This window comes from Phytobacter sp. (assembly GCF_059074235.1).
The window spans coordinates 522,061-541,918 of sequence record NZ_JCACPZ010000008.1; the positions used below are offsets into that span (position 1 = coordinate 522,061).

At 51.5% G+C, this 19,858-nt stretch carries 19 protein-coding genes; 8 read left to right on the forward strand and 11 right to left on the reverse strand.

All coding sequences use genetic code 11. The features are described 5' to 3' along the window. Window positions 1-165 precede the first annotated feature (165 nt). The 7 genes from lepB to rseD form a co-directional block, all read right to left on the reverse strand. Window positions 166-1,140: a signal peptidase I gene (gene lepB / locus AC5JPW_RS20245; RefSeq protein ID WP_494242892.1), complete on the reverse strand. Its 975-nt coding sequence runs from the start codon at window positions 1,138-1,140 to the stop codon at window positions 166-168. A 16-nt stretch (window positions 1,141-1,156) separates the two neighbouring features. Next, on the reverse strand, window positions 1,157-2,956 hold the full coding sequence (gene lepA / locus AC5JPW_RS20250) for a translation elongation factor 4 (protein WP_494242893.1): 1,800 nt from the start codon (window positions 2,954-2,956) through the stop codon (window positions 1,157-1,159). Window positions 2,957-3,116: 160 nt separating this feature from the next. Beyond that, complete coding sequence (gene rseC, locus AC5JPW_RS20255; protein WP_494242894.1) at window positions 3,117-3,596, reverse strand: SoxR-reducing system protein RseC; 480 nt, start codon at window positions 3,594-3,596, stop codon at window positions 3,117-3,119. After that, on the reverse strand, window positions 3,593-4,546 hold the full coding sequence (rseB, locus tag AC5JPW_RS20260; protein WP_494242895.1) for a sigma-E factor regulatory protein RseB: 954 nt from the start codon (window positions 4,544-4,546) through the stop codon (window positions 3,593-3,595). The genes rseC and rseB overlap by 4 nt, the downstream gene beginning before the upstream one ends. Then, on the reverse strand, window positions 4,546-5,196 hold the full coding sequence (gene rseA / locus AC5JPW_RS20265) for an anti-sigma-E factor RseA (protein ID WP_494242896.1): 651 nt from the start codon (window positions 5,194-5,196) through the stop codon (window positions 4,546-4,548). The genes rseB and rseA overlap by 1 nt, the downstream gene beginning before the upstream one ends. A gap of 31 nt (window positions 5,197-5,227) precedes the next feature. Continuing rightward, entirely contained in the window at window positions 5,228-5,803 is a 576-nt protein-coding gene (rpoE, locus tag AC5JPW_RS20270) for an RNA polymerase sigma factor RpoE (RefSeq protein ID WP_437888222.1), read from the reverse strand. Further along, window positions 5,800-5,901 (reverse strand): rpoE leader peptide RseD, encoded by a 102-nt coding sequence (rseD, locus tag AC5JPW_RS20275; RefSeq protein WP_494242897.1) that lies wholly within the window; start codon window positions 5,899-5,901, stop codon window positions 5,800-5,802. The genes rpoE and rseD overlap by 4 nt, the downstream gene beginning before the upstream one ends. Before the next feature lie 311 nt (window positions 5,902-6,212). Here rseD and nadB point away from each other — a divergent pair, with 311 nt between their 5' ends. Beyond that, window positions 6,213-7,832, forward strand: coding sequence for an L-aspartate oxidase (gene nadB / locus AC5JPW_RS20280; RefSeq protein WP_494242898.1), 1,620 nt, complete (start codon window positions 6,213-6,215; stop codon window positions 7,830-7,832). On the opposite strand, the gene trmN is transcribed toward nadB, so the two are convergent. After that, window positions 7,817-8,554: a tRNA(1)(Val) (adenine(37)-N(6))-methyltransferase TrmN gene (gene trmN, locus AC5JPW_RS20285; RefSeq protein WP_494242899.1), complete on the reverse strand. Its 738-nt coding sequence runs from the start codon at window positions 8,552-8,554 to the stop codon at window positions 7,817-7,819. The two genes, nadB and trmN, sit on opposite strands and share 16 nt — an antisense overlap. A gap of 130 nt (window positions 8,555-8,684) precedes the next feature. On the opposite strand from trmN, the gene srmB reads away from it, so the two are divergent. After that, the gene (gene srmB / locus AC5JPW_RS20290) at window positions 8,685-10,019 is read left to right on the forward strand and encodes an ATP-dependent RNA helicase SrmB (RefSeq protein WP_494242900.1); all 1,335 of its coding nucleotides are present in this window, start codon (window positions 8,685-8,687) and stop codon (window positions 10,017-10,019) included. A 45-nt stretch (window positions 10,020-10,064) separates the two neighbouring features. On the opposite strand, the gene grcA is transcribed toward srmB, so the two are convergent. After that, window positions 10,065-10,448: an autonomous glycyl radical cofactor GrcA gene (grcA, locus tag AC5JPW_RS20295; protein WP_494242901.1), complete on the reverse strand. Its 384-nt coding sequence runs from the start codon at window positions 10,446-10,448 to the stop codon at window positions 10,065-10,067. A 317-nt stretch (window positions 10,449-10,765) separates the two neighbouring features. On the opposite strand from grcA, the gene ung reads away from it, so the two are divergent. Further along, on the forward strand, window positions 10,766-11,455 hold the full coding sequence (gene ung, locus AC5JPW_RS20300; protein ID WP_494242902.1) for a uracil-DNA glycosylase: 690 nt from the start codon (window positions 10,766-10,768) through the stop codon (window positions 11,453-11,455). A gap of 49 nt (window positions 11,456-11,504) precedes the next feature. Here ung and AC5JPW_RS20305 read toward each other — a convergent pair whose 3' ends face one another. Continuing rightward, complete coding sequence (locus tag AC5JPW_RS20305; RefSeq protein ID WP_494242903.1) at window positions 11,505-12,590, reverse strand: tRNA/rRNA methyltransferase; 1,086 nt, start codon at window positions 12,588-12,590, stop codon at window positions 11,505-11,507. 204 nt (window positions 12,591-12,794) lie between these two features. Between AC5JPW_RS20305 and trxC the strand changes: the two genes are divergently transcribed. The 5 genes from trxC to AC5JPW_RS20330 all read left to right on the forward strand — a co-directional run bounded on the left by trxC (window position 12,795) and on the right by AC5JPW_RS20330 (window position 18,516). Then, the gene (gene trxC, locus AC5JPW_RS20310; protein WP_494242904.1) at window positions 12,795-13,214 is read left to right on the forward strand and encodes a thioredoxin TrxC; all 420 of its coding nucleotides are present in this window, start codon (window positions 12,795-12,797) and stop codon (window positions 13,212-13,214) included. A 70-nt stretch (window positions 13,215-13,284) separates the two neighbouring features. After that, on the forward strand, window positions 13,285-13,983 hold the full coding sequence (locus tag AC5JPW_RS20315) for a tRNA-uridine aminocarboxypropyltransferase (RefSeq protein ID WP_494242905.1): 699 nt from the start codon (window positions 13,285-13,287) through the stop codon (window positions 13,981-13,983). Between the two features lie 32 nt (window positions 13,984-14,015). Continuing rightward, the gene (locus AC5JPW_RS20320) at window positions 14,016-16,676 is read left to right on the forward strand and encodes a bifunctional acetate--CoA ligase family protein/GNAT family N-acetyltransferase (RefSeq protein ID WP_494242906.1); all 2,661 of its coding nucleotides are present in this window, start codon (window positions 14,016-14,018) and stop codon (window positions 16,674-16,676) included. A 114-nt stretch (window positions 16,677-16,790) separates the two neighbouring features. Beyond that, complete coding sequence (gene pssA / locus AC5JPW_RS20325; RefSeq protein ID WP_494243894.1) at window positions 16,791-18,146, forward strand: CDP-diacylglycerol--serine O-phosphatidyltransferase; 1,356 nt, start codon at window positions 16,791-16,793, stop codon at window positions 18,144-18,146. A gap of 46 nt (window positions 18,147-18,192) precedes the next feature. Then, a complete protein-coding gene (locus AC5JPW_RS20330) occupies window positions 18,193-18,516 on the forward strand; it encodes a YfiM family lipoprotein (RefSeq protein ID WP_494242907.1) in 324 nt (107 codons plus the stop codon). Here the strand turns inward: AC5JPW_RS20330 and AC5JPW_RS20335 are convergent. Next, window positions 18,513-19,814 (reverse strand): MFS transporter, encoded by a 1,302-nt coding sequence (locus AC5JPW_RS20335; RefSeq protein ID WP_494242908.1) that lies wholly within the window; start codon window positions 19,812-19,814, stop codon window positions 18,513-18,515. The genes AC5JPW_RS20330 and AC5JPW_RS20335 overlap by 4 nt on opposite strands. Between the last annotated feature and the right edge of the window lie 44 nt (window positions 19,815-19,858).

Consider the following 19,858-nt stretch of genomic DNA (forward strand, 5'->3'; position numbering starts at 1 on the left):
GACCTGTAACAACCAACGCGGTTTCGTGTGCTGTGACACCCGAGGGAGCCAACCTTAAACTTCGGGGGAATATTCTATACGTAACGACAGGGTATGTCGTTAGTCTGAACGGATTTATAGCGGAAATAATTTGGGGTGCAGATATTATTCCGCACCCCAGAGAAATTAATGAATACCACCAATACGACTTAAGCGTACACCGGTCGGCCATTCACCTTCTTGCTTCTCGAAACTCATCCAGATAGCCGTTGCCCGACCCACCAGATTCGCTTCCGGGACAAAGCCCCAATAACGGCTGTCAGCACTGTTATCGCGGTTGTCACCCATCATAAAATAATGGCCCGGTGGCACAATCCAGGTTGCCAGCTGTTGGCCCTGTTGCTTGTAGTAAATGCCCAGTTGATCCTGCGCGATAGGCACGGTCAGAATACGGTGCGTCACGTCCCCCAAGGTCTCTTTACGCTCGGTCAGACGCACACCATCATCGCGGGTTTCACTTTTCGGCAACTGGAAGAAGCCGCTGTTGGCTTCGCCACCTTCGCGACGGCCAAAAATCTGCACGAAATCGCTCGGCTCAACGTTGCTGTAAGTAATAGGCAATGCATTAGAGCATGCCTGACCAGAACTGCAATTTGGCTGAACCGTAACCTGTTTCGTCACCGGATCGTAACTGACTTTATCGCCCGGAACACCGACCACACGTTTGATATAGTCCAGACGCGGATCGTCAGGGTATTTAAATACCGCAATTTCACCGCGTTTCGGATGACCGGTTTCGATCAGCGTCTTCTGATAAATCGGGTCTTTAATCCCGTAGGCAAATTTTTCCACCAGAATGAAGTCACCGATAAGCAGCGTCGGCATCATTGAACCTGATGGGATCTGGAAGGGCTCATAAATAAACGAGCGCACCACCAGCACAATCGCCAGCACCGGAAAGACCGATGCCCCTGTTTCCAGCCAACCCGGTTTCGGGCCGACTTTCTTCAGCGTCTTTTTATCGAGAGCGTCATTGGTCGCCAGTTGTGCAGCTGCCTGCTGCTCACGGCGCTTCGGTGCAAAAATGAACTTATCCAGGCACCACAACAACCCTGTTACCAGGGTTGCAATCACCAGGATCAGGGCAAACGTGTTCGCCATGCCAACTCCTTAAAGGTTATTTGCCGTCTTTCCCGACGTGCAGAATGGCGAGGAACGCTTCCTGCGGCAGTTCGACGTTACCGACCTGCTTCATACGTTTCTTACCGTCTTTCTGTTTCTGCAGCAGCTTTTTCTTACGGCTGACGTCACCGCCATAGCATTTTGCCAGAACGTTTTTACGTAACTGTTTAACTGTGGAACGGGCAATAATATGGTTACCGATAGCGGCCTGAATGGCGATATCAAATTGCTGGCGTGGGATCAGCTCTTTCATTTTCTCAACCAATTCACGACCGCGATACGGTGCGTTGTCGTTATGGGTGATCAAAGCCAGAGCATCGACACGATCGCTGTTAATCAATACGTCAACACGAACCATGTTTGAAGCCTGGAAGCGTTTGAAGTTGTAGTCCAGTGACGCATAGCCACGAGAAGTTGACTTCAGACGGTCAAAGAAGTCGAGAACCACTTCTGCCATCGGGATTTCATAGGTCAGCGCAACCTGGTTACCGTGGTACACCATGTTGGTCTGCACACCGCGTTTTTCAATACAGAGTGTGATGACGTTGCCCAAAAACTCCTGCGGCAGCAGCATGTGGCACTCAGCAATCGGCTCACGCAGCTCACTGATGTTATTCAGCGGCGGCAGCTTGGACGGGCTGTCAACGTAGATCACTTCTTTCGACGTGGTTTCGACTTCATACACTACCGTCGGGGCGGTGGTGATCAGATCCAGATCGTATTCACGCTCCAGACGTTCCTGTATGATCTCCATGTGCAGCAGACCGAGGAAGCCGCAGCGGAAGCCAAAGCCCAGCGCCGTAGAACTTTCTGGCTCATAGAACAGAGAAGCATCGTTCAGGCTCAGCTTGCCGAGTGCATCACGGAAGTTCTCGTAATCATCAGAGCTGACCGGGAACAGACCCGCGTAAACCTGCGGTTTCACCTTTTTAAAGCCCGGCAGCGCTTTATCAGCAGCATTTCGTGCCAGCGTCAGGGTATCGCCCACTGGCGCGCCAAGAATGTCTTTAATTGCACAGACTAACCAGCCTACTTCGCCACATTTCAGCTCAGTACGGTCAACCTGTTTCGGCGTGAAGATACCCAGGCGGTCAGCGTTATAGACCTGACCGGTACTCATCACCTTCACCTTATCGCCTTTACGCAAGGTGCCGTTCTTAACACGGATCAGTGAGACAACGCCCAGGTAGTTATCGAACCAGGAGTCGATGATCAGTGCCTGCAGAGGGGCTTCAGGATCACCTTCTGGTGCAGGGATTTCGCGAACTAAACGTTCGAGCACATCAACCACACCCACGCCGGTTTTCGCTGAACAGCGAACGGCATCGGTGGCATCAATACCGACGATATCTTCGATTTCTTCAGCAACACGTTCCGGGTCGGCAGCGGGCAGGTCAATTTTGTTGAGGACCGGCACCACTTCGAGATCCATTTCCATCGCCGTGTAGCAGTTTGCCAGCGTCTGCGCTTCTACGCCCTGCCCTGCATCCACCACCAGCAATGCGCCTTCACAGGCCGCCAGCGAACGGGATACTTCGTAGGAGAAGTCAACGTGACCTGGGGTATCGATAAAGTTCAGTTGATAGGTTTCACCATCGGATGCCTTGAAATCCAGCGTAACGCTTTGCGCTTTGATGGTAATACCGCGTTCACGCTCCAGATCCATTGAATCAAGAACCTGGGCTTCCATTTCGCGATCGGACAAGCCGCCACAAATTTGGATAATGCGGTCAGACAGCGTCGACTTACCGTGGTCGATGTGAGCAATGATCGAAAAGTTACGTATATTCTTCATATAGGGAGATTTTTTGCCTTACGAATTACTAAGAGGCCGCGGTTTTGCGCCTGACGTCAAAAGTCTGAAACGCCGCATTCTACACTACAACGACAATGCGAGGAAATGCTCAAACGATTAACAAATCCGCCTTTGCACTTCCCCGATTAAGACGGGAAAATTACTGACTGCTCTCGACTGAGGGATCCTCAATTCGCACCATATTCGGTGGAAGGCCGACGCTAATTATAACGGGCTGCCAGTCATTACGTGTCACCAGTTTTTGCGAAAAACTACGCGCCAGTAAAAAACCACCAACCCCACCGAGAATTGCGCCGCACAACGTGGCCAGATCCTGATTAAATAGCGTCTGGAACAAGGCTGCCATCAGGAACAACCCCACCAATGGCGACATGTAAACCAACAATGCCGATCCCAGCAGACTACCTTCGCCAATACCCAGTTCAACTTTTTGCCCTTTCACGAGCGGCTGATCGCAAGGCACGGCAATGGTATGAACCATTTGTGGTCCCAATTTATTCAGAACGCGAGTGCCACAGCCAGACCGGGAAGAGCAGCTTTTGCAGGATGTTTTGACATCACACTCAACCAGCGCTTCGCCCTGATTCCATGAGACTACGGTTGCCCACTCTTTGATCATTGCGCCGCCTTGTACTTAACGCTATCAGCAATACGCTTCGCCGTTTGTGGAGGCAATTCACCCACAATAGTGATTTCATTATTGTCACGCACGGTTGTACTGACGGTACGTCGGCCCGTGCGTAACATTTGATCGGTACTGTTCTGGTTTGCACGATTGACGTTTACGGAGAAACTAAACAGTCCATCAGAATAGAGGCGTGACTCCACGGGCATATCAACTGTCGGCAACTGACGACGGCTGCTGGAGATTTCAACAAATCCCTGCGGGATCCATGATGGCGCCCAGTTAAACGTTACCTTGTCCCCGTTTGGTACAGAAAGCAGAGGCGGCAAATTGGCTTGCGCTAGCGTTTGCATGTTGACCGCCACCTGCGTGTTCACGTTGTACGCAATCACACGGAATTGCTCCAGCGTCTCGCCATCACGGTCAAGAAGATCAACGCGCATCGGTAAGCGCGTTTCGGCATCCATCCAGACGATGTAGCTATAACGAGTCCCATCCCGGGCCACAACACGAATCACCTCGCATAGACGATCCGCAATACGCGTACGCCCTACCGAGATAAAATCATAGTAAGGGGATAGACGTTTGAAGTCGGTATAAACAAGAGAAGGCAGCGAGTCGACAATATAGTCGCCGTTCAACGTGAAGGGCTCAAGACCTGGCTCAAAATAGCTGATCTCATTGCCACGCTGAACCACTTCCCGACGGGGACCATCCAGTTGCAAAAGCTGCGCAAGTAGTTGATTGTTAACCCGAGCATGCCGGTAGCGTAACGACTCTACCCCTTGCTTGCTGATGCTGATAAAGGACAGTTCATAATTGAGTGACTGGCTCGCCACGTTCATTTGCTGCAACAACGCCCCGGACGCGTTATCTGCCGAGGCGTTGTTGGAGAAGAACAGGCCTGCTGCCACTAAGGACATCGCACACCAAAGTTGCTTCATTACTGCGATTGAGTTCCTAACGTTTGATTTCCTGGCACTTGCACAGCCGCTTGCTGCGTTTGTGCCTGCTCAAACTTAAGCTGTTCGGAGTGCAGGCGACGTTGCAATTCGTAATCCTGCAACATAGCGTTGATACGGCGACGCTGTTCTTGCACCTGCTGTTGCTGCCCGACGTCTGCCGTAGCATCAGCCGGAACACCCAGACTCACCGGGCTCGCTTTACCCATCATCGGCATCGTGTTAAACACCGGCGCTTCAGGCTGCTGGGAAGAGTCTGACTGCCCATTATAGTGCTGGACGCCAACAATAACAGCAAGTGATACACACGCTGCCACACCCATTTGGGTAAGCTGCGCTGCCCATGGACGTACTTTTGACCAGAACGGCATCTTTTGCCATTCCTGCGGCGCGGGTTGCGCTTCGGGAATAAGCGGTATTGCCTGATGAACAGGTTCATTTTCAATCGCGGCCATTACCCGGGCTGAGATATCGAAGTGGAGAACATCCGCAGTATCACCCCGCAAGGTGTCACGGATAAGGTGATAATTCTCCCAGGTTTTCTGCATTTCAGGAGAGCGAGATAACTCAATGAGCAACTCACTATCCAGCGTTTCACCATCCATTAAGGCGGAAAGTTGTTCTTTCTGCATGCCTAATACCTTTTCCAGTATCCCGCTATCGTCAACGCCTGATAAGCGGTTGAACTTTATTATCAATAGCTTCCCGCGCACGGAAAATACGTGAACGAACAGTACCCACCGGGCAATCCATGATGACAGCTATCTCTTCATAGCTAAGGCCATCCAACTCCCGCAACGTAATTGCCATGCGTAAATCTTCCGGGAGCGACTCAATGGTACGGAAAACTATTTGTCTCAGTTCTTCTGACAACATTAAGTTCTCAGGGTTCGAAATTTCTTTCAGTGCACCGCCACTTTCGAAGTTTTCTGCTTCAATCGCGTCCACATCGCTTGACGGCGGCCTGCGTCCCTGAGCAACCAGATAATTTTTTGCTGTATTCACAGCGATACGATACAGCCAGGTATAAAAAGCACTATCTCCCCGGAATGAATCCAGCGCACGATAGGCTTTGATAAATGACTCTTGTACGACATCAGGCACATCGCCTGAAGGTACATAACGGGAAACCAGACTCGCCACTTTATGCTGGTAGCGCACTACCAGTAAGTTAAACGCCTTCTGTTCTCCCTTTTGGACCCGTTCGACAAGGACCTGATCCGTTAACTGCTCGCTCATCCGAGGTAAAGTCTCCCCAAAACCAATTTCCACGCGTAAAAGAAACGCCACTCCATTACTGCAATATGAGCAAGCAGCCAATTAGAGGGTAGGTTCATTAAAAAGTTCCGTTACGCCTTTGTTTTTGTGTCGTTCTGCAGACTTTTCATTATGACTCATTATAAGTCCACAAACACCGAACTCTGTATTTTTAATGACAAAAGACCATAAGACCGCCAGAGAGTAACGCAATACCGCCTTTTTTTCATCACCTAATCAATTTCACTTAACGTCGCATTTTCTATCGTGTCGTTCATCGATCACTCATGCTTTTGTTTAGCCTTTAGTACAAACAGCAAAAAAAACGTACGCACTAGTGGTGTGTGGTGCTATGCTCGCCGAACATTGTTTAGTAAATTAAACACACATCATGAAAACAATATCTGAACTCTCTTGCGATGTCCTGGTAATCGGCAGCGGTGCTGCTGGCCTGTCCGTTGCTCTGCGTCTCGCAGAGCGTCACAAGGTTATAGTGTTAAGTAAAGGGCCAGTGAGCGAAGGCTCAACCTTCTATGCGCAAGGCGGTATTGCCGCGGTTTTCGATGAAACTGACAGTATCGAATCCCACGTTGAAGATACGCTGATTGCAGGTGCCGGGATCGTTGAACGTCATGCCGCCGAGTTTGTCGCCAGTAACGCCCGCCAGTGCGTACAGTGGCTAATCGATCAGGGCGTTTTATTTGATACGCATATTGATTCCAACGGTGATGAAAGCTATCACCTGACTCGCGAAGGTGGGCACAGCCACCGGCGTATTCTTCACAGCGCTGACGCCACCGGAAAAGAGGTGGAAACCACGCTGGTGAGTAAAGCGCTCAACCACCCCAATATCCACATTCTGGAACGCAGTAATGCGGTTGACCTAATTGTTTCCGACAAAATCGGTTTACCGGGCACACGTCGTGTTGTTGGTGCATGGATCTGGAACCGCAATAAGGAAGTAGTGGAAACCTGTCATGCCAAAGCTGTGGTGCTGGCAACGGGCGGTGCGTCGAAAGTGTACCAGTACACCACCAATCCGGACATCTCCTCCGGCGATGGTATTGCGATGGCGTGGCGAGCGGGTTGCCGCGTCGCTAATCTGGAATTCAACCAGTTCCACCCCACGGCATTGTTTCACCCGCAGGCGCGCAATTTCCTTTTGACAGAAGCACTACGCGGCGAAGGCGCACACCTTAAACGCCCGGATGGCACTCGCTTTATGCCAGACTTCGATGCGCGTGGCGAGCTGGCCCCGAGGGATATCGTCGCCCGTGCCATCGATCATGAGATGAAGCGCCTTGGCGCAGACTGCATGTATCTTGACATCAGCCACAAACCTGAAGCTTTTGTTCGCCAGCACTTCCCGATGATTTATGAAAAATTACTCGGGCTTGGTATCGATCTTACTAAAGACCAGGTACCCATCGTACCGGCAGCACATTATACCTGCGGCGGAGTGATGGTTGATGAACATGGTCGCGCCGATGTTGACGGTCTCTATGCCATTGGTGAGGTCAGCTATACCGGTCTTCACGGTGCAAACCGTATGGCCTCAAACTCGTTGCTCGAATGCCTGGTCTACGGCTGGTCAGCAGCAGAAGACATTGCCCGACGCGTGCCACACATTCGCACTATTAAAACGCTACCAGCCTGGGACGAAAGCCGCGTGGATGATGCAGATGAACGCGTCATTATCCAACACAACTGGCACGAGTTGAGACTGTTCATGTGGGATTATGTCGGGATTGTCCGCACCACAAAACGGCTCGAACGCGCACTGCGCCGCATCACGCTGCTACAGCAGGAAATCGACGAGTACTATGCCAATTTCCGCGTATCGAATAATTTACTGGAACTGCGTAATCTGGTGCAGGTTGCGGAGCTGATTGTGCGCTGCGCAATGGAGCGTAAAGAGAGCCGCGGATTGCACTACACGCTGGACTACCCGGATTTACTCCCTGAATCCGGGCCAACAGTGCTGGCCCCACGGGTCTACATAAATAAGTAGAATGCCTGCGTTAACGCGGTGTAGCTCTCAGAGTAATGCTGATCGGCACCGCGAATCACCAGTCTGTCGGTGAAGCATTCACCGGGCGTCGGCGAAAAGGCTAACATGACCCGATGCGGTAGTCGCACTTCATACTCGGTCACATCGGTGCGCAAACGCACATGCCAGCCCATACCCTGCGCTCTGGCAGTGAAGGCTTCACTAACCTCTACCGGCAAAATCACACAGAAAAAACCGTCTTCCGTGATGAGCGTCGCCGCGCATTCCAGCAGCGAGTGATGGTCCAACGTGGTGGTGTAGCGAGCCTGCTCGCGCTGGGGCGTTGCACATTCGACACCCTGCTCAAAATAGGGAGGATTGCTGACAATAAGGTTATAACGTGCCGTTTGCCCTTCCGCCCACGTAATCACATCTGCTTGATTGACCAGCAGTCGTGATGCCCAAGGGGAAGCCAGCGCGTTATCCTTCGCCTGTGATGCTGCCTCGTCATCCAGTTCGATGGCATCAATCACGACATTTTCAGCGGTACGCTGAGCAAGCATCAGTGAAATCAGCCCACTTCCTGCACCAATATCAAGGATACGTTTAGCGCGAGAGACGGGAGACCACGCACCGAGTAAGATACCGTCAGTCCCCACTTTCATGGCGCAACGATCGTGTGCAACGAAAAACTGCTTAAATGTGAAGCCATCGCGGCGCAATTGAGCCTTTGGCTGGTGCATCTTTACAACCTCTGTACGGAAACAGACGTAGCATAGGGTAAAGCGAAGCGCTGGAAAAGTAATAAGCAGACAAACAGATGAAGATTGCAGCCGTAACGTCTATAATCAGCGCCCCACACAGAGGTAGATAATGACTGTAACGACTTTTTCCGAACTCGAACTTGACGAAAGCCTTCTGGAATCTCTCCAGGAAAAAGGCTTCACACGCCCGACCGCCATCCAGGCTGCCGCTATTCCGCCTGCGCTTGAGGGGCGTGATGTGCTCGGTTCCGCACCGACAGGTACGGGGAAAACGGCGGCATACTTGCTGCCTGCGTTGCAGCACCTGCTGGATTTTCCACGAAAGAAATCTGGCCCGCCGCGTATTTTGATCCTGACGCCAACCCGTGAGCTGGCGATGCAGGTTGCCGACCATGCCCGTGAACTGGCGAAGCATACCCATCTGGATATTGCGACCATCACTGGCGGTGTTGCTTATATGAACCACGCCGAAGTGTTCAGTGAGAACCAGGATATCGTGGTAGCAACGACGGGGCGTTTGCTGCAATACATTAAAGAAGAGAATTTTGACTGCCGTGCTGTTGAGACGCTGATTCTGGATGAAGCGGATCGCATGCTCGACATGGGCTTTGCTCAAGACATCGAACACATCGCTGGCGAAACGCGCTGGCGTAATCAGACCATGCTTTTCTCAGCCACCCTCGAAGGCGAAGCGATTAAAGACTTTGCCGAGCGCCTGCTGAAAGAGCCTGCTGAAGTCTCCGCCACACCGTCCACACGTGAACGTAAAAAAATTCACCAGTGGTATTACCGTGCTGATAATTATGAGCACAAGCTCGAGTTACTCAAACACGTTCTGAAACAAGATGATGCGACGCGTACTATCATCTTCGTGCGCAAACGTGAGCGTGTGCATGAGCTAGCCTCTCAATTGCGCTCTGCAGGCATTGATAACTGTTATCTTGAAGGTGACATGCCTCAGGTGAAACGCACTGAAGGGATTAAACGTCTGACTGAAGGTCGCGTTAATGTTCTGGTGGCGACTGACGTGGCAGCGCGCGGTATAGACATTCCTGAAGTGAGCCATGTGATTAACTTCGACATGCCGCGCAGCGGGGATACCTACCTCCACCGCATCGGTCGTACCGGACGTGCAGGCCTCAAAGGTACAGCTATTTCTCTGGTTGAAGCGCATGACTATCTGCTGCTGCAGAAAGTGGGCCGTTACATCGAAGAGCCGGTGAAAGCGAGAGTGATCGACGAACTGCGCCCGACGACGCGTCCACCGAGCGAGAAAATGACCGGTAAACCGTCCAAGAAAGTACTCGCCAAACGCGAAGAGCAGAAGCAGAAAGAAAAAGAGAAGCCGCGTGTGAAAAAACGTCACCGCGATACCAAAAATATTGGTAAACGTCGCAAGCCAACAGCTGCAGCAACGTCAGAACCAAAAAGTAGCGAAGAATAAAAAAACGCCGGGATTTCCCGGCGTTTTTATTTCTGCAGCCTGAAATTACAGGCTTTCAGTAAAGGTACGAGCAATAACGTCACGTTGTTGTTCTGGAGTCAGTGAGTTGAAACGCACTGCATAACCAGAAACACGGATAGTCAGCTGCGGATATTTTTCCGGATGTTCAACAGCATCAAGCAGCGTTTCGCGACGCAGCACGTTAACGTTCAGATGCTGACCACCTTCCACACGCACCTGAGGCTGAACTTCCATCGGGATTTCACGGTATTCGATTTCGCCCAGCTTGCTCACGGCAACAACGTCATCTTCGGCATAACCTGCTTTCGCACAAACGCAACGTGCTTCGCCTTTTTCGTTATCGAGCAGCCAGAAAGAATTCAACAGTTCATCGTTAGCGGCTTTAGTAATCTGGATACCAGTAATCATGGTGTGCCTCCCTTAGGCAATATTTTTGATTTGGCCTATTTTCGTTGGCGGCCAATTGGTAAAACCATTGTTGCTTGAGTGTATATATACCCTCCACCCAGCCTTGATTCTTTGATTAAAATCAAAGAAAACCACACCCTAAACAGGGTAATGAGCAGAATTTATTGTTTTACATCAAGTTACGCCAGCTACGATTTATGGTTTTTTTAGTATTTTTCAACTTTTTTTATTTCGTACAGACCATAAAGCGTTCCCATATTTTGTTCCAGAGAAAGAAGCAGTTAAGCTAGGGCGATGAAAACTCCTGGGAGAGCGCAATGACGACCTCATTGACCTGGCACGACGTGCTGGCTGAAGAAAAGCAGCAGCCATACTTTATTAACACGCTTAGTGCCGTTGCGGCAGAGCGCCAGTCGGGGAATATCATCTATCCCCCCCAAAAAGATGTGTTTAACGCGTTTCGTTTCACCGAACTCGGGCAGGTAAAAGTAGTCATTCTGGGGCAAGATCCCTATCACGGTCCCGAACAGGCCCATGGACTCTCTTTCTCGGTACGACCGGGTATCGCCATCCCTCCTTCGCTACTGAATATGTATAAAGAGCTGGAACAGTCGATCCCAGGTTTCACCCGCCCGGCACATGGTTATCTGGAAAGCTGGGCACATCAGGGGGTGTTGCTACTTAATACCGTTCTCACTGTTCGCGCAGGACAAGCGCATTCCCACGCCAGCCTCGGCTGGGAGACCTTTACAGATAAAGTCATTAGCCTGATTAACGAACATCGGGAAGGAGTGGTCTTTTTATTGTGGGGGGCGCATGCACAGAAGAAAGGGGCCATTATCGATGGTAAGCGCCATCACGTATTAAGAGCACCGCATCCGTCGCCACTCTCGGCTCACCGCGGCTTCTTCGGCTGCCGCCACTTTGTGCTGGCAAATGAGTGGCTGGTGCAAAAGGGTGAAATACCAATTGACTGGATGCCCGTTTTACCCGCAGAGAGCGAGTAAAAAAATGGCCCGGTAAGCTTTCACTTCCGGGCCATTTTTATTAAAGCGACTAGGCTTTGTTCTGACGCCACCACTCTGCAAGCAACACGCCGGTTGCCACAGAAACGTTCAGGCTCTCTACATTACCCGAACCATTAATGGAGACACTCAGGTCCGCGCTGTCGAGCGCAGCATCGGACAGACCATCGCGTTCCTGACCCAGCACCAGTACCATTTTCTTCGGCAGCGTCGCACTGAACAGCGGCGTACCTTTATGACTGGAGGTGGTCACGATGGCGTATCCCGCCTTGCGGAATCCATCCAGTGCGTCAATAAAGCTGTCACCAGTAATAGCCTGCACGTGCTCTGCACCACCTTCCGCGGTACGCACTGCAGCACCTGATTCAATCACCGCAGCATCCTGCAACAACACACCTTTCACGCCGAAATGCGCGCAGCTGCGCATCATCGCGCCCAGGTTGTGCGGGTTGCCGATATCTTCCAGTGCCAGCACACAATCTTCCGCGCCCGCCTGAGAAACCCACTGCTGGACGCTGGTGCCATTGCGTTTTTTGATCAGGAAGCAAACACCACCATGGTGTTCAGTACCTGACGCTTTCGCCAGTTCAGCATCATCAACCACATGGTAGGCTTTGCGGTTAGCCGCCATCCAGCGCAGCGCTTCTTTAAAGCGCGGAGTCACACTCTGCACAAACCAGGCACGAACAATACTGTCCGGACGGCTGTTAAAGAGTGCCTGGCAAGCGTTTTCGCCGTATACGCGCGTTTCTTCCGCACGCTGGCGGCGAATAACTTCAGGGTCGACAAAGCTTTTGCCGCTGATACCGCCGTGATCGGCTTTCTCAGGTGCATCATCGTGAGGTGCACGGGAAACGGTGCGCCACGGGGAATCACTTTGTGGGCGGTCGCGGTCACGATCACGACCGCGGTCATTGCTTCGCTCTTCGCGAGCAGGACGGCGACCACTGTTTTTCTCTTCGCGAGCGGGGCGACGACCTGCGTCAGTACGAGACGTTCCGCTACGAGCAGGCCCTTTCCCGGTACGCGGGTTTTGGCTGCGTTTATCGGAATCATCATCACTGCGGACATACATCACTTTGACTTTGCCGCTTTTATTTTTCAGTTCATCGTTCATGCTTTTCTCCACCAGCGCTGCGCGAAGCGCGCAGATTACCTGATGTGCTGGCGCTTAGCCATTAATTCGTTCAAAAGCTACTGACTATTATATTCATTGAATAAATCGCATTGTCGTTTAGAACCTCCTCAACGATAATGTGTAACATATTAGAAACATATCGGCGTTGTGCCATTTTGTACCCACGCTTCCCTGAGGTTAGTTATGAATACCGTATGTGCAAGCTGCCAGGCGTTAAACCGCATTCCTGCTGAACGAGTAAACGATGCCGCTAAATGTGGGCGTTGTGGGCATGAATTATTTGATGGCGATGTCATCAATGCCACTGGTGACACGCTGGATAAGCTGCTCAAAGATGACCTGCCGGTTGTAGTCGACTTCTGGGCACCCTGGTGTGGTCCCTGTAAGAGCTTCGCGCCGATTTTTGAAGATGTGGCCGAAGAACGCAGCGGCAAAGTGCGCTTTGTAAAAGTGAATACTGAAGCCGAACGCGAGCTCAGCGCACGCTTTCGTATTCGTAGCATCCCAACCATTATGCTGTTTAAGAATGGCGAAGTGGTGGACATGCTCAGCGGCGCTGTGCCAAAAGCCCCGTTTGATAGCTGGCTGAACGACTCTCTCTGACCCATTCAGGGGCACATCTCTTGTGCCCCGATTTCAGCTCTGCGACAATGGCGTTTTTCACGCAACTTTCATGACTGATAACGCTGTACTCCAACTCAGGGCGATACGTCTTGCCCGCTCAACCCGTCCTTTTCTTGCTCGTGGTAATCGGGTGATTCGCTGCCAGGGCTGTCTGTTGCCCAAAAAACGCTGTCTGTGCGATACGGTTAAACCCGTTGCGGCACGTAGTCGTTTTTGTCTGGTGATGTTTGATACCGAGCCTATGAAGCCCAGCAATACCGGAAGGCTGATCGCCGATATACTGCCGGACACCCTCGCCTTTGAGTGGTCGCGTACCGAGCCGCCGCAAGCGCTGATAGATTTATGTGCAAGCGATGAGTATCAACCAATGGTAGTGTTTCCTGCGTCTTACGCCGGGAGTGAGCGTCAGGTGCTGGCGGCACCGGCCTCAGGAAAACCGCCACTCTTTATTATGCTCGATGGCACCTGGACCGAAGCACGCAAGATGTTTCGTAAAAGCCCTTACCTCGATGCCTTGCCGGTTATCTCTGTCGATCTCTCCCGGGTCTCTGCGTACCACCTGCGTGAAGCGCACGCAGAAGATCAATATTGCACGGCAGAAGTCGCTATCGCGTTGCTGGATATCTCAGGGGATGCCGAGGCGGCAAAAGGACTTGGTAGTCATTTCACGCTCTTTCGCGAACGCTACCTTGCCGGAAAATCGCATCATCAAGGACGTATCACAGCTGAAGACGCACAAAACGTTTAAAATCATCCGGTCACTCTTTTGCGGAGACCGGTATGAGCCAACGAGGGCTGGAAGCATTACTACGTCCTAAATCGATTGCAGTTATTGGCGCGTCTATGAAACCAGATCGTGCCGGTTATCTGATGATGCGCAATCTTCTGGCCGGTGGATTTGCCGGGCCGGTATTACCGGTCACCCCGACCTATAAGGCGGTGCTGGGTGTTTTGGCCTGGCCTGAAGTAAGTCAATTACCTTATGTTCCTGACCTCGCCGTGCTCTGCACGCATGCAAAACGCAACATTCTCCTACTTGAAGAGTTGGGGAAAAAAGGGTGTAAAACCTGCATTATCCTGTCTGCTCCCCCCGAGCAACATGCCGCCCTGTTAGCCTGCGCCAGGCGTTATCAGATGCGCCTGTTAGGCCCAAACAGCCTGGGACTTCTCGCCCCCTGGCAGGGGCTTAACGCGAGCTTTTCCCCGGTGCCCATTACCCGTGGCAAGCTGGCTTTTATCTCGCAGTCTGCCGCGGTATCAAACACCATACTTGACTGGGCGCAGCAACGTGAAATGGGGTTTTCCTACTTCATTGCGCTGGGTGATAGCCTGGATATTGATGTGGACGAATTGCTCGACTTCCTCGCTCGCGACACGAAAACCAGCGCTATCCTGCTCTATCTGGAGCATTTGAGCGACGCTCGTCGCTTTGTCTCCGCAGCCCGAAGCGCTTCACGTAATAAACCGATTCTGGTCATCAAAAGTGGTCGCAGCCCGGAAGCGCAACGGCTTTTACAAACGCCTGCGGGACTGGATTTGGCGTGGGATGCAGCCATTCAGCGTGCCGGGTTACTGCGTGTACAGGATACCCACGAACTCTTTTCCGCCGTTGAAACCTTGAGCCATATGCGGCCACTGCGCGGCGATCGGCTGATGATTATCAGTAACGGAGCGGCCCCTGCTGCATTAGCCCTTGATGAACTATGGTCTCGCAACGGCAAGCTGGCGACGCTCAATGAAGAAACCCTGAATAAGCTGCGTGAGGGATTGCCAGATTACGTCAGCCCTGGCAATCCGCTCGACCTGCGGGATGATGCCAGCAATGAGCGTTACATCGCAGCATTGAATATCCTGCTCGACAGCCAGGAGTACGATGCACTGATGGTCATCCATTCACCCAGTGCCGTTGCACCGGGCAATGAAAGTGCCCAAACGCTTATCAATACGCTCAAACTTCATCCGCGGGGCAAGTTCATTACCGTATTAACCAACTGGTGTGGGGAATTCTCTTCACTTGACGCGCGGCGATTGTTCAGTGAGGCCGGGCTGCCCACCTATCGCACCCCGGAAGGGACCATCACCGCATTTATGCATATGGTAGAGTATCGCCGTAACCAGAAACAGCTGCGTGAAACCCCTGCTTTGCCTCTTCACCTGACCGCTAACACGGCCGAGGCACACAACCTACTTCAACAGGCGATCGCTGACGGGGCTACATCGCTCGATACCCACGAAGTGCAGCCTATTCTGAGCGCGTGGGGCATTCAAACCCTGCCAACATGGATAGCCGAGGACAGCGCTGAAGCCGTACATATTGCCGGGCAAATCGGTTACCCGGTGGCGCTGAAATTGCGCTCCCCTGATATTCCGCACAAATCTGAAGTTCAGGGCGTGATGCTCTATTTACGCACCGCAACAGAGGTTCAGCAGGCGGCAAATGCCATCATCGATCGCGTAAAGATGAACTGGCCGCAAGCGAGGATCCAGGGACTTCAGGTCCAGAGCATGGCGAATCGCGCTGGAGCACAAGAGCTTCGCGTGGTGGTCGAGCACGATCCTGTCTTTGGCCCGTTAATTATGTTAGGTGAAGGCGGGGTTGAGTGGCGGGCACAGGATCAGGCTGCCGTTGCCCTCCCCCCGCTCAACATGAACCTCGCCCGCTATCTGGTCATCCAGGCGATTAAAAATAAGAAAATCCGTGGACGCAGCGCACTTCGTTCGCTGGACATCGCCGGTCTGAGCCAGTTTCTGGTACAGGTATCCAACCTTATTGTTCATTGCCCCGAGATCCAGCGACTCGATATCCATCCCCTTCTGGCTTCAGGTCATGAGTTTACCGCGCTGGATGTCACTCTGACGGTTGGGCAATACAGCGGCGAGGGTGAAAGTCGTCTCGCGATTCGCCCCTATCCCCAGCAACTTGAGGAAGGTGTCATTCTTAAAAATGGCGAAGCCTGCCTGTTCCGCCCCATCCTTCCCGAGGACGAACCACAACTGCAGCAGTTTATTGCCAGAGTGACGAAAGAGGATCTTTATTACCGATACTTCAGCGAGATCAACGAATTTACCCACGACGATTTAGCGAACATGACGCAGATCGACTACGATCGGGAAATGGCCTTTGTCGCCGTGCGCCAGACGGGCGAGTCTGAGGAAATTCTGGGAGTGACACGTGCAATTTCCGACCCGGACAACATCGATGCGGAATTTGCGGTGCTGGTACGATCCGATTTGAAAGGCTTGGGGCTGGGGCGACGTTTACTGGAAAAGCTCATCAGTTATACGCGAGATCACGGACTTAAACGTTTGAATGGTATTACTATGCCCAACAATCGCGGCATGGTAACGCTGGCGCGAAAACTGGGATTCGACGTCGACATTCAGTTAGAAGATGGGATTGTGAGTTTGTCTTTAAATCTGGTGCCGACCGATGAAACATAAGTAAGGTACTGGAAATGTTGCTCACTTTACCTGGTACTGGTGTTATCATCGTCCGCTTCTGTCGATTTCATCGTACAGAGGCCCTTTTAATAAACAGAGAAGATACGCACTGTGATGTTGTCAAAATTTAAGCGAAATAAACATCAACAACACCTTGCCCAACTACCTAAGCTAACTCAGTCAGTTGATGATGTAGAGTTTTTCTACTCTCCCTCTCATTTCAGGGAGAACCTGCTGGAGAAAATTGCCAGCGCCACACGCCGTATCTATATTATTGCTCTCTATCTGGAGCAGGATGATGGCGGTAAAGCTATTTTGGGTGCCTTGTACGATGCCAAACGTCTGCGCCCGGAGCTTGAAATTTGTGTTCTCGTTGACTGGCATCGTGCCCAGCGAGGCCGTATTGGTGCAGCCGCATCGAATACCAATGCAGACTGGTATTGCCGCATGGCGCATGAGAATCCGGGTATTGATATCCCGGTTTACGGTGTGCCTGTTAACACGCGTGAAGCACTGGGTGTACTGCACTTTAAAGGCTTTATCATTGACGATAGCGTCTTCTACAGCGGTGCCAGCCTCAACGACGTCTACCTGCATCAGCACGATAAATATCGGTACGATCGCTATCACCTGATCCGCAATCCGCAGATGGTTGAGGTCATACTGAACTGGGTTAAGCAGAATCTGGTCGAAGGCCGTGGCGTTAATCGCCTTGATGACCCCCAGCGCCCTAAAAGTCCAGAAATCAAAAATGATGTTCGCCAGTACCGCCAGGATCTACGCGATGCGACATATCATTTCCAGGGCAATGCTGATAATGACCAACTGGCCGTTACTCCGCTGGTTGGGTTAGGCAAATCCAGCCTGCTGAATAAAACGATTTTCCATCTGATGCCGTGCACGGAAAATAAGCTGGTGATCTGTACGCCGTATTTCAACCTGCCAGCCGTGTTGGTGCGAAATATTATTCAGCTTCTGCGAGATGGCAAAAAGGTTGAGATCATTGTTGGCGATAAGACGGCAAATGACTTCTATATTCCGGAAGATCAACCGTTCAAAATAATCGGTGCGCTGCCTTATCTCTATGAGATAAACCTGCGGCGTTTCCTGAGTCGCCTGCAATATTACGTCAACACCGATCAATTGGTCGTGCGGTTATGGAAAGACGAAGATAATACTTACCACCTCAAGGGCATGTGGGTGGATGACGAGTGGGTGCTGCTTACGGGGAATAACCTTAACCCGCGTGCATGGCGTCTGGATCTGGAGAATGCGATCCTGATTCACGATCCTCAACATCAGTTGACAGCCCAACGTGATAAAGAGCTTGAGCTTATTCGCACACACACAACAGTGGTAAACCACTATCGTGATCTGCAAAGTATTGCGGATTACCCGGTGAAAGTGCGTAAGCTTATTCGCCGTTTACGTCGAATTCGAATCGATAAGCTTATTAGTCGTATCCTTTAAAAGACAAAGCCTCATCTGATGATGGGGCTTTTTTTCAGGGACTTTTATGCGCTACTTACTCATTTCCTGCCTGTTGCTGTTAACTGGATGTGCACATACAGCACAAGATCAATGGAGCGGTCAGGATAAGGCTCAGCATTTTCTCGCGTCCGCCATACTATCCGCGGCAGGGAATGAATATGCCCAACATCAGGGCATTAGCCGCGATCGTAGTGCAATTTATGGTCTGATGTTCTCTGTGAGCCTTGGCGTATCAAAAGAGCTTTGGGACAGCCGCCCAGCAGGGAGCGGCTGGAGCTGGAAAGATTTTGCCTGGGATGTTGCCGGTGCCACAACCGGTTACGCCGTCTGGCAGTTAGCCAGCCATTAAAGCCGTATCCCTTTGCCCTTGCGATGCAACATCAGCGACACGACAAAGGCTAAACCGCATAATGCAGTGACATACCAGAAAAATGCAGTTTCGATCCCGACTGACTTCAGCGACAACGCGACATATTCCGCAGAGCCACCAAATAACGCATTCGCTACGGCATAGGATAAACCGACGCCTAAAGCACGAACCTGTGCTGGAAACATTTCTGCCTTCAGGATCCCACTGATGGAGGTGTAAAAACTCACAATGATCAACGCCAGCATAACCAAAGCAAACGCCGCCCACGGTGAGGTAACACTTTGCAGAGCGCTCAAAATTGGAACGGTAAAGAGTGTCGCAAACCCACCAAAACAGAGCATGGATGCTCGGCGACCAATGCTATCCGACAATGCACCAATAAGTGGCTGAATAAGCATAAAAACGAAGAGAGCACCGGTCATGATCACACTGGCTACATTTGCATGCATACCAGCAGTGTTCACCAGATATTTCTGTATGTAGGTCGTGAACGTGTAAAAACTTAATGAACCACCGGCAGTAAACCCAAGCACCATGATAAAGGCTTTACGGTTTCTCCAGAGCCCCCGTAGCGATCCGGCATCTTTTAATGCCCGGACTTCTTGTTTCGAGGTTTCGTCCAGTTGGCGACGAAGCCATAGTGCCACTACAGCCAACGCAGCCCCCATAGCAAAAGGAATTCGCCATCCCCACGAACGTAATTCTGCATCATCAAGAACTTGCTGTAATATCACAACAACCAACAGAGCTAACAGCTGCCCACCAATTAAGGTGACATACTGGAATGAGGCATAAAAACCCTTTCTTCCTTCAACCGCAATTTCGCTCATATAAGTCGCGCTGGTACCATATTCTCCCCCAACGGAGAGCCCCTGAAACAACCGCGCCAGCAATAGCAATGCCGGAGCCCAGGTACCGATAGTTTCGTAGCCCGGCAGACAGGCGATTACCAACGATCCTAAGCACATCATGCAGACCGAAATCAGCATGGAGGTTTTACGCCCATGTCTGTCGGCGATACGACCAAACAGCCATCCTCCAATAGGACGCATCAGGAAGCCTGCTGCAAAGACACCGGCAGTCTGGAGCAGTTGTGTTGTGGTGTTACCGGCAGGGAAAAAGATATGCGCAAAATACAGTGAACAAAACGAATATACGTAGAAATCGAACCATTCCACCAGGTTACCAGAGGAAGCGCCTACAATTGCCCATACCCGGCGGCGCATGTCCGTTGCATCTACAGTTTTGTTTTCCTGCCGAGTGGTGACCTCAGCCATATTTCTCCCCTCTGGTCTGTCATGGTTTTTTGGAGAAATCAGAT

Coding starts and splice junctions, on each gene's coding strand:
- ung (WP_494242902.1), top strand. CDS start 10,766: ATGACGACCTCATTGACCTGGCACGACGTGCTGGCTGAAGAAAAGCAG.
- lepA (WP_494242893.1), bottom strand. CDS start 2,956: ATGAAGAATATACGTAACTTTTCGATCATTGCTCACATCGACCACGGT.
- grcA (WP_494242901.1), bottom strand. CDS start 10,448: ATGATTACTGGTATCCAGATTACTAAAGCCGCTAACGATGAACTGTTG.
- trxC (WP_494242904.1), top strand. CDS start 12,795: ATGAATACCGTATGTGCAAGCTGCCAGGCGTTAAACCGCATTCCTGCT.
- AC5JPW_RS20330 (WP_494242907.1), top strand. CDS start 18,193: ATGCGCTACTTACTCATTTCCTGCCTGTTGCTGTTAACTGGATGTGCA.
- rseC (WP_494242894.1), bottom strand. CDS start 3,596: ATGATCAAAGAGTGGGCAACCGTAGTCTCATGGAATCAGGGCGAAGCG.
- trmN (WP_494242899.1), bottom strand. CDS start 8,554: ATGCACCAGCCAAAGGCTCAATTGCGCCGCGATGGCTTCACATTTAAG.
- AC5JPW_RS20305 (WP_494242903.1), bottom strand. CDS start 12,590: ATGAACGATGAACTGAAAAATAAAAGCGGCAAAGTCAAAGTGATGTAT.
- srmB (WP_494242900.1), top strand. CDS start 8,685: ATGACTGTAACGACTTTTTCCGAACTCGAACTTGACGAAAGCCTTCTG.
- pssA (WP_494243894.1), top strand. CDS start 16,791: ATGTTGTCAAAATTTAAGCGAAATAAACATCAACAACACCTTGCCCAA.
- nadB (WP_494242898.1), top strand. CDS start 6,213: ATGAAAACAATATCTGAACTCTCTTGCGATGTCCTGGTAATCGGCAGC.
- AC5JPW_RS20320 (WP_494242906.1), top strand. CDS start 14,016: ATGAGCCAACGAGGGCTGGAAGCATTACTACGTCCTAAATCGATTGCA.
- rseB (WP_494242895.1), bottom strand. CDS start 4,546: ATGAAGCAACTTTGGTGTGCGATGTCCTTAGTGGCAGCAGGCCTGTTC.
- lepB (WP_494242892.1), bottom strand. CDS start 1,140: ATGGCGAACACGTTTGCCCTGATCCTGGTGATTGCAACCCTGGTAACA.
- rpoE (WP_437888222.1), bottom strand. CDS start 5,803: ATGAGCGAGCAGTTAACGGATCAGGTCCTTGTCGAACGGGTCCAAAAG.
- rseA (WP_494242896.1), bottom strand. CDS start 5,196: ATGCAGAAAGAACAACTTTCCGCCTTAATGGATGGTGAAACGCTGGAT.
- AC5JPW_RS20315 (WP_494242905.1), top strand. CDS start 13,285: ATGACTGATAACGCTGTACTCCAACTCAGGGCGATACGTCTTGCCCGC.
- rseD (WP_494242897.1), bottom strand. CDS start 5,901: ATGAACCTACCCTCTAATTGGCTGCTTGCTCATATTGCAGTAATGGAG.
- AC5JPW_RS20335 (WP_494242908.1), bottom strand. CDS start 19,814: ATGGCTGAGGTCACCACTCGGCAGGAAAACAAAACTGTAGATGCAACG.